This is a genomic window from Clostridium ihumii AP5 (assembly GCF_000612845.1).
GTDB lineage: Bacteria > Bacillota > Clostridia > Clostridiales > Clostridiaceae > Clostridium_J > Clostridium_J ihumii.
On sequence record NZ_CCAT010000073.1, the window covers coordinates 24,666 to 36,806 of the forward strand.

Genomic DNA, 12,141 nt, shown 5'->3' on the forward strand with positions numbered 1-12,141 from the left:
CTGATGATTATAGCTTATATGTCTATATAATACCATTTTATTACAAAATTTGTAATAGTATTTTTCACTTCATCAGCATTTATTATGTATTATTTTAAATAAGTAACCCCTATTTGGGGTTACTATAATATTTATATTTTATTTATTTTACACTTGTTTTTGTTACTATATCTCCTGCTTTTCCATTTGTGTCTACGAAATTCCTTAGTGTCTCTACATTTGTATTTTCTCCTAATTGTGTTGAAAACTTCTCTCTATCTCCTTTTTTAATATAATTGTTCAATTTGTCTGTTTTTAATAATTCTTTTACATCTTGGCTTTCGTCAATTTTATCGGCTGCTTCTGCATTATAAGTTTCTATTGCATTTAAAACTATTTTAGCTGAAGCCACTGTTTGTGATGTTCTAGCTTTTTCTTTATATCCACTTAAGCTAGGTAATGCTATTAATGCCAATATTAAAATTATAGCTACTACTGATATAAGTTCTATTAGTGTAAAACCTTTTTTTGCTTTTTTTACTTTCATATTAAATCACCCTCCTAAATATTTATATTAATTTTCATTATTGAAAATTAATATTATGCTTAATTATTTTTTCACTATTTTTCCTTTTTCAAAATAAACTTTACAATTATCAACTTTTTTTCCTTCATTCTCAACAAAATCTTTTAAATCCTTAATTGTTATTTCATTCTCATATATTTGCTGTTCAAAATTACTACCATATTTCTCAACCAAGTTTCTAAGTTTCTTTTGCTCATTTTCACCCATATAAGAATCTATATAATTATGGGCTGGAAGCAAAATGTGTTGCACCGCATAATTATCTCCTATAACACCTGTTGAATTTGTTTTTTCTACTTCATTTGTTTGTTCATTTTTTCTATAATATGAGTCTCCACCATCTTGAGCATTAAATGTTTCCGCAGCATTTAATAAAATTTTTGCTGAAGCTACTGCTTTACTTCTATCTGCTTTTTCTCTGTAACCACTTAAACTTGGTAGTGCTATTAATGCTAATATCAAAATTATAGCTACTACTGATATAAGTTCTATTAGTGTAAAACCTCTCTTCTTCTTGTTAATTGAATTCATATTATTAATCTCCCTATAATATTAAAATATTTATACTAGTTTATTTTTCTATTGTCATTACTTTTGCCTTTTGATATTGGTTTTAATTGATTTTCATTTTTATCATATTCAACATCTTTTGCTTTTTCTTTCTTATTAACATACTCTCTTAACTGTTGTAATGTAATACTCTTATCTATTAGTTTTTCTACTTTTTCAATATCTTCATCCTCTAAATATTCCTTTACCTCAGAATTTTCAAGAATTTTTCCTACTTCATCATCCTGTTTAATTATTTCTTCTTTTCCTAGTTTTTCTGCATTAATTGCATCAACAGCATTTAGTATTACTTTACCTGAAGATATAATGTCCGTTTTTACAGCTTTGTGTTTATAATTAGTTATCGATGGTACAATCATCAACGCTAATATTGCAACGATTGTCATGACTGCAATTAATTCTACAAGTGTGAAGCCTTTTTTCCTTGAACCAGAGATTTTTTTCATACTCCTCACCCCTCTATTTTATTTAGTAACAGTATAAAATTTTAAAATATTATACTGTCTTTAACTTTATTGAGTTTGTAATAATATATTTTTTCTGTCATTCAATTCATAGCGCCACATTTTGTTATTCACATTATAACTTTTATCTTTTGATTTATCGTAACCATATAATGCTATATCTTCTATTGCTGAAAATTTTATATTATGTCCATCATCTAAATTTATATGATTTTCAATATTTATTTTATTTTCTTCTGATAATATTACAGTATTGTTAAGTTTTTCTAATACATTTATAATGTCATCATCTTTTTTTATCATATCTTTTATATTTTCACTGTTGTACAGATTTACCGCATTTCTAATAATTTTACATTGAGTTTCAACCTGTATTATTCCTTTTTTTCTTGTATAAGCCTTCATATTTGGTACTACCATGATTGATAAAATACTTATTATAGCTAGTACTACAATAATCTCAACTAATGTAAATCCCTTATTCTTCATAATACATTTCTCCCAATATATTTATTCTAAATACTGTCATACATTGTAAATAACGGCATATACATTGCAATTGCTATAAAAGCAATCATTATTCCTAGAAAAACTATTATTATTGGTTGTAGTATTGAAGATAACTGATTAGTCATAACATCTATATCATTTTCATAGAAAACTGAAGTTTTAGTTAAAACTTCATCTAAATTTCCACCTCTCTCACCTACAACTATTGATTCAACTAACATTTGTGGAAATATATCTATAGTTTTTATACTTTCTCCTATAGACTCACCTTCTCCAACTCTAGCCTTTACAAATTCCATTTTAGATATAACATATTCATTTTGAACAACTCTTGCTGATAAATCTAATGATTCTATTATTCCTATTCCAGATATTAACAAAGTACCTAAGGTTCTTGAAAATCTTGCTGCAATAAGCATATTTATAAGCCTACCAAATATGGGTATTTTAGTCTTAAATCTATGAAACTTAATTAAAATTTGTCTATTATCCTTAACCCTTTGACGCACTAAATATATAATTGCTGCTGTCATAATAACTATTAATATTCCATAATTAATTAATACATTACTAATTGATATAAATACCCGTGTTATTCCTGGTAATGTTCCTCCACCATCAGTTATATTTGCAACCATCTTTGGCATAATAAAAGTTATAATAAAAATTATCATTACAAGTGCAAGTCCAAATACCAATATTGGATAAGTCATAGCTGATGCTATTTTCTTTTTAATCTTATACTGTTTGTCATAATAATCTGCTAAAACATTTAATGTATTACTTAAGTTTCCTGATGTTTCTGCTGATTTTATCATACTGGCATACATTTCTGGAAACTCCTTATGCTTTGATATTTCATCTGACAACGCACCACCCTTTTCAATGCCTAGGTATATTTCATCAAGTATTTCTTTAAACTTTGAATTTTTAACTTGATTTCTAACTACTCCTAACCCTTCTAAAAGTGGAAATCCTGCATTTACTATAAAAGCAAACTCTCTTGAAAATATAACAATATCCTTAAAAGAAACTTTTTTTATATGCTTCTCATAAAAACTCTTCTTTTGTACTAACTTTTTTATATCTTTAGGATATATATTTCGTTCTATAAGAAGTTCCATCGCAGCATTTTTATCCTGTGCTTTGATTACTCCTTGGACACTTTTGCCTTCAAAATTTACACCTTCATATGTGAAATTTGTCAATTGATTCGCCTCCCTTAGTTACCTATCTTCTAAATATGCAACTCTAACTAACTCATCAATAGTTGTAACTTTTTCTAATACTAATTTTATGCAGGCTTCTCTTACAGAATTCATTCCATTTTCCTTAGCCGTTTTTCCTATATCATCTATACTAACGGATTTTGATATGTCTTCTCTGATTTTAGAATCAATTTCCATAATTTCAAATACACCAGTTCTATCTTTATATCCTGTTTTATTGCACTTTGGACAACCAACTTTTTTTCTTAGAATTACTCTCTCATTCTTATTTATGCCTAACATTTCTTTTTCATAATTAGATGCCTCATACTCATCTCCACAATAAGGGCATATTTTTCTTACAAGTCTTTGTGATATTATACCTACTAAAGATGTTGCTATAAGATACGGTTCTATTCCCATATCCATAAGTCTAATTACTGTTGATGGTGCATCATTAGTATGTAAAGTGCTTAACACTAAATGTCCTGTTATTGCTGCTCTCATTGCAATTTCTGCTGTTTCCGTATCTCTTATTTCTCCAATCATTATTACATCCGGATCTTGTCTTAAAATAGAACGAAGACCTGATGCAAAAGTAAGTCCTGTTTTTTGATTTACATTAACCTGATTTATTCCGTCTATAGAAAACTCTACAGGGTCTTCTATTGTTATTATGTTTATATCTTCTTTATTTAGTTCTTTTAATATGGAATATAAAGTTGTTGATTTACCACTACCTGTTGGACCAGTTGAAAGTATAATTCCATGAGGTCTACTTATTATTCTCTTAAGTTTTTCATTATCTTCATCTGTTAACCCTAGACTACTTGTTGATATTTTGTTAGAATTTTTGTCTAATATTCTTATAACTATCTTTTCACCATTCACTGTTGGCAATGTGGAAACTCTAAGATCCACATCTATTCCATTTACTTTTGTTAAAATTCTACCATCTTGAGGAATTCTCTTTTCTGCAATATCAAGTCCTGAAATAATTTTAATTCTTGCTACTATTGCCCTTAAATCACTTTTATCTAGTGACATTATTTCCTTTAATTGACCATCTAATCTAAATCTAACTTTAACTCTATTTTCTAATGGTTCAATGTGTATATCTGATGCCTTAACATTAATTGCATTTTCTACAATCCAATTAACAGTTTTAACTATAGGTGAATCCATTATTTCATTATTAAATAAGTCTATTTCTTCCCTATCTGTTACTCTATATCTAACAATATTGCTATATATCTTATTTATAGCTCTTTCAACTTCACCTTTAGTCGCACTTACAAAGTGTACATCCTTACCTGTAAATATCCTTATATCTTCTGCTGCAAATATATTAAGTGGATCAGAGGTTGCTGCTATTATTTCAAATTCCTTTTTTCCAATAGCTATTAAGTTATATTTTTTAGCAATGTTCTCTGGTATAATTGCCACTATTTCTTCTGACAATTCTATTGAATCTAAATATACTCTCTCAATTCCAAGTTGTTGTTCTAGAACATTAAAGATTTCATCTTCTGATATAACACCCATATTTACAAGTATTTCACCTATTTTTTTCTTTTCCTTTTTTTGATGTTCTAATGCATTATTCAATTGAGATTGTGTTATCTTTTTCTGCTCTAATAATAAATCTCCTAATCTTTTTTTATATATTGCCATATCTTAGAACTCAACTCCTTTAGCACTTTTAAAAATATATTCTTACAAATGCCTACTGAAAATTTAGTACTTTTAAACTTTCAAATTTTTATTTAATCTATCTTTTTAATAAGGCAATATGATAAATATTTTCTTTATTTTCATATTATCATATGACTTTATTTTTGCTTGCAATTTGTAATAATTAGACCATTTTTTGTATTAAATTTATTTTATTTGAAATTAATCAATAATATTATTTACTTTCTATTATTATACTCTAATTTCATTTATTTTCCATTTTATTTACTTTAACTATTTGTTAATCTTAAAAAATAATAAAACATGTTTACACATGTTTTGTTTCCTTTTTTTATTATGTTTTAATTCATATCATTATTAAATAACCAAACTTATATTACAGTAGATTTATAAAAAATACTATAAGAAATATTAGCCATAAAATAATTTATTTTCTATATACCCTTTGTATCTAAGATTTTAACCTTTACTGACTTCGATTTAAATTCCACTCTAAATCCAGGTAGAATAAATTCCACCCTACATAAAATACACATTGCATTAACTTATTACTCCTTTGTAGCTGAGACTTCAGTCTTGGCGGTCTTTTATATGGATACAATATTTAAAATAATATCATGTAATTGCAAGGTTAAAACCTCGCCTACTTTAACAATTGACAGTTGACAATGGACATTTGACAGTTATTGATGATATTATTCATTTCATTCATAATATTTTTATTGGCACCTTTAAATTAGTAGAATGAATTCCACCCTACATAAAAATTTAAAATAAATATATAACTCATCAACTTCTTGATCCTTCGTAGCTGAGACTTCAGTCTTGGCGGTTTTTGATATAGATATAAAATAATATTTTTCAAATTCATATAAAAAAAGCAGAAACTAAATTATATAGTTTCTGCTTTATACTTATATCTTTTTATTATATTTTAGTACATTCCGCCCATTCCCATATCTGGAGCTCCCATTGGTGATGGGTTTTTTTCTGGTAAATCAACTACTGCTGATTCAGTTGTTAAGAATGTAGCAGCTACTGATGCAGCATTTTGAAGTGCGCTTCTTGTAACTTTAGTTGGATCTACTATACCAACTTTTATCATATCTACAAATTCTCCTCTTAAAGCATCATAGCCTATTTCTGGAGCTGATGTCTTAACTCTTTCTATTATTACAGAACCTTCTTGACCTGCATTGATTGCAATTTGTTTTAATGGTTCTTCTAATGATTTTCTTATTATATTTATACCAACTTGAATATCATCAACATCTGAAGTTAATGTTTCAATAACTGGTATTATATTAGCATATGCTGTTCCACCACCTGCTATTATACCTTCTTCTACAGCAGCTTTTGTTGCAGCTAATGCGTCTTCTATTCTTAATTTTCTTTCTTTAAGTTCTGTCTCAGTTGCTGCTCCAACTTTAATTACAGCTACTCCACCTGCAAGTTTTGCAAGTCTTTCGTTTAATTTTTCTCTATCGAATTCTGAAGTAGTTTCATCCATTTGAACTTTAATTTGGTGAACTCTCTTAGCTATATCTTCCTTAGCGCCTTTTCCATTTACTACAACAGTATTTTCTTTAGAAATTTTAACGCTTTCTGCACTACCTAACATTTCAACTGTAGTTTCTTTTAAATCAAATCCAAGTTCATCACTTATAACTGTACCACCTGTTAAGATAGCTATATCTTGAAGCATTTCTTTTCTTCTATCACCAAATCCTGGTGCTTTAACAGCAACACAAGTAAATGTTCCTCTTAATTTATTAACTACTAATGTAGCTAAAGCTTCACCTTCGATATCTTCAGCTATTATTAATAATTTTCTACCTTGTTGAACTACTTGCTCTAGTACAGGTAATATTTCTTGTAAATTTGTTATTTTTTTATCAGTTAATAAGATATATGGATTATCTAATACAGCTTCCATTTTCTCTGTATCTGTTACCATGTATGAGCTTAAATAACCTCTATCAAATTGCATACCTTCAACAACTTCAAGTTCTGTTCCCATTGATTTAGATTCTTCAACAGTTATAACTCCTTCATTGCCTACTCTTTCCATAGCATCTGAGATTAACTTTCCTATTTCTTCATCAGCTGCTGATATTGCAGCAACTCTTGCTATGTCTTCTTTTCCACTTACTGGTTTTGAATATTGTTTTATTTCTTCAACTGCTTTATCAACAGCCATTCTTATTCCATTTCTTATTAACATTGGGTTTGCACCAGCAGTTACATTTTTTAAACCTTCTCTTATTATAGCTTGTGCTAAAACTGTAGCTGTTGTAGTACCGTCTCCAGCTACATCATTAGTTTTTGTTGCAACTTCTTTTACAAGTTGTGCTCCCATATTTTCAAATGCATCTTCAAGCTCTATTTCTCTTGCAATTGTTACACCATCATTTGTTATAAGTGGTGATCCAAATTTTTTATCTAAAACAACATTTCTTCCTTTAGGTCCAAGTGTTACTTTAACAGTATTTGCCAATACATCTACACCTTTTTGCATAGCTCTTCTAGCGTCTTCGCCAAATAAAATACTTTTAGCCATTTCAAAAACCTCCTAAATTGTAATTAATATTTACTACTCTATTATCGCTAATATATCACTTTGTTTTAATATGATATATTCTTGTCCTTCATGTTTTATTTCATTACCTGAGTATTTGGAAAATAATACTTTATCTCCAACTTTTACTTCCATTTTTACATCTACAAGACCAGGTCCAACCGCAATAACTGTTGCTTCTTGTGGTTTTTCCTGTGAAGCTGCTGTTAAAACTATTCCGCTTTTTGTCACCTCTTCAGCTTCCAATCTTTTGATTACTACTCTATCACCAAGTGGTTTTATTGCCATAATGTGAACCCTCCTAAAAATTTTATTTGTTAGCACTCTTCATCCTAGAGTGCTAATTTATATTATTATAATAATTAAAGTGTTAATTAATATCAAACTTTCCATACTTCTTATATATTGATTTTTTCTTCATTTCCTTTGATTTGGATAGACTTTCCTATGTTTTTCTTACTTTTACTTTATTTTAAGAATAATTTATAATTTATTAATTTTTTTATTCTTTCGTTCATGAAATCTCTTTAAAATATCTTTTCCTTTTAATACTCCTAATATAAAGAAAGTTACCGCTACAACTGTTGTTATTATTAATGTAGTGTAGTTTTTATCTACTATTCCATTTCCAAATATTGCAGATATTAAAATCCAAGGAAACCTCCCAAGTGTAGAGTATAACATAAAATCCATAAAAGCAACATCAGATACTCCACATAAATATACTAATACATCTTTCGGTATTCCCGGAATTATATAAACAAAAAATATTACAATTTTATCGCTACCTTTGGTAAGAATTTTTCTGAATAGTTTCAAGTCTTTCTTCTCAATCATCTTTTGAACTTGATTTCTCATTAAGTATCTTGCAATTAAATATCCTATTCCACTTCCTATTGCTATACCTATAATTGAAAGAATTGTACCAAAAACAGTACCAAAAATATATCCTCCAACTACTTGAATTGGCTCTCCAGGGATAAAGAAAAATACCACTTGAACAACTTGCAACAAAACATATATAACCCCACTGAAAATACCATAAGATAATATAGTGTCTTTTATCATTTGTGGATTTTTTATAACATCAGCATATTTAAAGAAATATTCATATAGTACTACTATTGTAACTAAAACAAAGATTCCAAATATTATATGAAAGATATACTTATCTAAAACATCCTTAAAATTCTTCTTAGTACTTTTTTTATTCACTTTACCACCCCATTTTATTGATACTATTTTGGTTTAAATTTTGAATTAACATAGATAACCCTGTTTTTTTCTTACATATTAATATAATAAGTAAAGTAAATACTTGTAATTTTGTTGATATTTTTATGTAATTATTTTATTTTCTCTAGCATAATAAAATAGATACTGTTGTGCAAATCCTGCTAATTCTCCAAATTTATCTCTAGCAAAAATCCTAATTTTAGGTAAAGACACATCTGGAGCTACATAAAAATATTGCATTGCTCTTTTTACCCAAACATCTACAGGAAAAGCACTATACTTTTGCATTGAAAACAACATTATGCAATCTGAAACTTTAGGTCCTATACCATTAAATTGTTTTAACGCTTCATGGCACTCATCATCATTTAATGATTTAATTTCTTCTAAGTTATATATGTTGTTAGATATTTTCTCAACCGCATCTATTATGTATTTTGCTCTAAATCCTACACCTAAGGCTTCTACTTCTTCTAATGTAGCTTTTTTAAATTGATCTATTGTTGGAAATGTATAATATGTATTTCCTTTATATTCTATAGAATCTCCATATTCTTTACTTATGTTATTTATAGCTCTTTTTATCATTGGGATTCTATTATTTGCAGAAGTTATAAATGATATAACAATTTCAAAAGGGTCTTGCTTCAAAAGTCTAATACCCTCTCCAAACTCTACAGATTTTCTTAAAATTTCATCCTTACTAAGTTCCTTTTTTATTTCTGAATAATCTCTTTTCAAATCAAAATAATCACACCAAATAGTGTTAAAATCATTTAAATTTGCATTGTGAATAATCACATCATTTCCACTTTTTTCAACCTCTACTACTTTTCTAAATGCAACTCCTATATATGTATTGTTGACAGTTTCATTCCATCTAAAACACTGTCCACAATCAAAAATATCTTTTAATTCAAAATTTTTAACATCCTTTAAAATAACTTTATCGTCTACTTCTAAAACTTCTTTAAAATCCATAATATCTCCCTTCCTAAATTAAATAAAGTAAATATAATTATTATCATTATACCAAAATTTGAGTATAAAAATTCTTTTTTAAAAATAATTTTCCAAAATGTTTTATATAGGGAAACAAGCTCGAATTCAAAACTATTTTTTTAGCTGTAAATATATTACTTTCAAAAGGAATACTAACTTTAAAATGATTCCGAGCTAGTCTCACTCTTAAGGGTATCCAAGTTTTGGAACCAATAATTATGAAGATGAACTTGGAACCCTATATATAGGATTCCAAGCTCAAATTTTAAATAATAGATTTATCAAATGATACTAATAGTCTTACAGTTTATTTTTATTTTTATATTTGGAACCAAGTAAGAGTTAAGAATGAAAAGTTATAGTTGATATTACTCACTTCGTTCCTAATATCTAAAAATAGAAATGCTTAAAAACTACGTTTTTATATTATTTTCAACTAATTTGCTCTGCAAACTTAATAAAAAATCATTTTTTAAAATTGGAAATCCAATTTTTACATTCACTTTCAACTTTCAATTTTCAATTAAATTAATTAGAATTCTCAATTGAAATAAGAGTACTTTCATTTTTCAGTTTGAAACCCTATATTTTTTATACTTCTAACCTTAGTATTTTAATTACAGCTTCATTTATTCTTTCTTCACTTATTTCACCTTTTTTTACAGATAAACCAACATACTTAATTAAGTCTGTATATAAATTTTCACTTTCATTTACAACAAAATCAATAGGCATAAGTATTATGTCATTTCCTGCATTTATTGCCTTAACTGCTGCATCTTTATAATCAAAATTTTCTTTTATTGCCCCCATATTCATAGCATCTGTTATTACAATTCCATTAAACTTTAATTCTTCTTTTAATAAATCGGTAATTATTTTTTTTGATAAGCTTGCTGGTAAATTAGAATCATCTAATGAAGGAACTATTAAATGTCCTACCATTATCATATCTACATTGTTTTTTATAGCTTCTTTAAAAGGATACAATTCAACATTTTCCAATCTTTCTTTTGAATGTTCAACTTTAGGCAGTCCAACATGTGAGTCTTCAACAGTATCTCCATGTCCCGGAAAATGTTTTGCTGTTGATAGTATATTATTTTCTCTTAACCCTCTTATAAACTCCATTGCAAATTTAGCTACTTCTTCTGCATTATTACTATAAGCTCTAACACCTATAACTGGATTATTAGGATTGGTATTTATATCTACAACAGGTGCAAAATCCACATTTATGCCTAATTTTTTAAGTGATTTTCCAATAGTATCTCCTGACTTATATGCTCTTTGTATATCTTTAGTTTTTCCTATTTCATTAGCATTTAAATTTTCACTTTCTATTGGTATTCTTCTAACAATGCCACCTTCTTCATCAGTCCCTATAATCAAATGACTATTGTTATATATAGCTTTTATATCACTAGTTAATTTTCTTGTCTGTTCTTCATTTATCATATTATTTTTAAAAAGTATAATTCCACCTGGCTTATTTTCAGTTAAAAATTTTCTTGTATTATAATCAACCTCTGTAAAATCTATAATGTTTCCATCTACATTAACCTTTGCTATTGAAATCATCATCATTTGATTAATCTTTTCTTCTAATGTCATATTCTCAACTTTTTTAACCATATCCAATTCACTACTTTCAATCCTATCTTCATTTATTATTTTTTCTTTCTCAACTTTAAAATTATTATCTACACTGATTTTATTACTACCACTACATCCTATAATTAGCACCACAAATATCAAAATAATAAAAATTTTCACTTTATTTTTCAAAAACATCACCTCCATATATAGGATTCCAAGTTCAAACTCAAAGTAATCCCTTTCTCAAAAGAACACTACCCATCTTACAATTTATTTCATTATCATGTTTGAAATTAATTAGCAATGATGGTTAATATTATTCACTTGGTTCTTAATATTTATGAATAGAAATACTTAAAAACAATATATACCAATAACATTTGGCAAGAATGAATTCTCACCTACAGAAATTGAGACAAATTCTCCTTACACCCTCGTAGCTGAGGTTTTAACCTTGGCGTTCTTCAATGCGGATATATAATTTAAAATATCAACGTGTAATTGCAAGGTTGAAACCTCGCCTACAGAGTTTGGCACAAATTTTCTTTTTCTCCTTCGTAGCTGAGATTTCAATCTTGGCGGTCTTTTATATGGATACAATATTTAAAATAATATCGTGTAATTGCAAGGTTAAAACCTCGCCTACAGAGTTTGGCACAAATTTTCTTTTTCTCCTTTGTAGCTGAGATTTCAATCTTGGCGGTCTTTTATATG

The 12,141-nt window shown here is 27.6% G+C and carries 11 protein-coding genes; all 11 read right to left on the reverse strand.

Annotation, left to right across the window (positions count from 1 at the left end; translation table 11 throughout):
- Window positions 1-142 precede the first annotated feature (142 nt).
- The 11 genes from BN346_RS15655 to BN346_RS15705 all read right to left on the reverse strand — a co-directional run bounded on the left by BN346_RS15655 (window position 143) and on the right by BN346_RS15705 (window position 11,616).
- The gene (locus BN346_RS15655; protein ID WP_040329843.1) at window positions 143-526 is read right to left on the reverse strand and encodes a type II secretion system protein; all 384 of its coding nucleotides are present in this window, start codon (window positions 524-526) and stop codon (window positions 143-145) included.
- A 63-nt stretch (window positions 527-589) separates the two neighbouring features.
- On the reverse strand, window positions 590-1,096 hold the full coding sequence (locus tag BN346_RS22270) for a type II secretion system protein (RefSeq protein WP_051540452.1): 507 nt from the start codon (window positions 1,094-1,096) through the stop codon (window positions 590-592).
- 35 nt (window positions 1,097-1,131) lie between these two features.
- Window positions 1,132-1,581 carry a type II secretion system protein gene (locus BN346_RS20670; RefSeq protein ID WP_051540453.1) on the reverse strand — a complete coding sequence of 150 codons (450 nt, stop codon included), beginning with the start codon at window positions 1,579-1,581 and terminating at the stop codon, window positions 1,132-1,134.
- Window positions 1,582-1,647: 66 nt separating this feature from the next.
- Entirely contained in the window at window positions 1,648-2,088 is a 441-nt protein-coding gene (locus tag BN346_RS15670; RefSeq protein WP_040329844.1) for a type II secretion system protein, read from the reverse strand.
- A gap of 26 nt (window positions 2,089-2,114) precedes the next feature.
- Complete coding sequence (locus BN346_RS15675) at window positions 2,115-3,317, reverse strand: type II secretion system F family protein (protein ID WP_040329845.1); 1,203 nt, start codon at window positions 3,315-3,317, stop codon at window positions 2,115-2,117.
- A gap of 18 nt (window positions 3,318-3,335) precedes the next feature.
- Window positions 3,336-4,991 carry a GspE/PulE family protein gene (locus tag BN346_RS15680; RefSeq protein ID WP_040329847.1) on the reverse strand — a complete coding sequence of 552 codons (1,656 nt, stop codon included), beginning with the start codon at window positions 4,989-4,991 and terminating at the stop codon, window positions 3,336-3,338.
- Between the two features lie 955 nt (window positions 4,992-5,946).
- A complete protein-coding gene (gene groL / locus BN346_RS15685; protein WP_040329848.1) occupies window positions 5,947-7,572 on the reverse strand; it encodes a chaperonin GroEL in 1,626 nt (541 codons plus the stop codon).
- A gap of 33 nt (window positions 7,573-7,605) precedes the next feature.
- On the reverse strand, window positions 7,606-7,878 hold the full coding sequence (locus BN346_RS15690) for a co-chaperone GroES (protein ID WP_040329850.1): 273 nt from the start codon (window positions 7,876-7,878) through the stop codon (window positions 7,606-7,608).
- 195 nt (window positions 7,879-8,073) lie between these two features.
- Window positions 8,074-8,805 (reverse strand): TVP38/TMEM64 family protein, encoded by a 732-nt coding sequence (locus BN346_RS15695; RefSeq protein WP_040329851.1) that lies wholly within the window; start codon window positions 8,803-8,805, stop codon window positions 8,074-8,076.
- Window positions 8,806-8,928: 123 nt separating this feature from the next.
- Window positions 8,929-9,807 (reverse strand): DNA-3-methyladenine glycosylase family protein, encoded by an 879-nt coding sequence (locus tag BN346_RS15700; RefSeq protein WP_040329852.1) that lies wholly within the window; start codon window positions 9,805-9,807, stop codon window positions 8,929-8,931.
- A gap of 612 nt (window positions 9,808-10,419) precedes the next feature.
- Window positions 10,420-11,616, reverse strand: coding sequence for a glycoside hydrolase family 3 protein (locus BN346_RS15705; RefSeq protein ID WP_074432731.1), 1,197 nt, complete (start codon window positions 11,614-11,616; stop codon window positions 10,420-10,422).
- Window positions 11,617-12,141 lie beyond the last annotated feature (525 nt).

Excerpts from the sequence above, each read along its gene's own strand:
- BN346_RS15655 (WP_040329843.1), bottom strand. The coding sequence starts at position 526 with ATGAAAGTAAAAAAAGCAAAAAAAGGTTTTACACTAATAGAACTTATA.
- BN346_RS22270 (WP_051540452.1), bottom strand. The coding sequence starts at position 1,096 with ATGAATTCAATTAACAAGAAGAAGAGAGGTTTTACACTAATAGAACTT.
- BN346_RS20670 (WP_051540453.1), bottom strand. The coding sequence starts at position 1,581 with ATGAAAAAAATCTCTGGTTCAAGGAAAAAAGGCTTCACACTTGTAGAA.
- BN346_RS15670 (WP_040329844.1), bottom strand. The coding sequence starts at position 2,088 with ATGAAGAATAAGGGATTTACATTAGTTGAGATTATTGTAGTACTAGCT.
- BN346_RS15680 (WP_040329847.1), bottom strand. The coding sequence starts at position 4,991 with ATGGCAATATATAAAAAAAGATTAGGAGATTTATTATTAGAGCAGAAA.
- groL (WP_040329848.1), bottom strand. The coding sequence starts at position 7,572 with ATGGCTAAAAGTATTTTATTTGGCGAAGACGCTAGAAGAGCTATGCAA.
- BN346_RS15690 (WP_040329850.1), bottom strand. The coding sequence starts at position 7,878 with ATGGCAATAAAACCACTTGGTGATAGAGTAGTAATCAAAAGATTGGAA.
- BN346_RS15700 (WP_040329852.1), bottom strand. The coding sequence starts at position 9,807 with ATGGATTTTAAAGAAGTTTTAGAAGTAGACGATAAAGTTATTTTAAAG.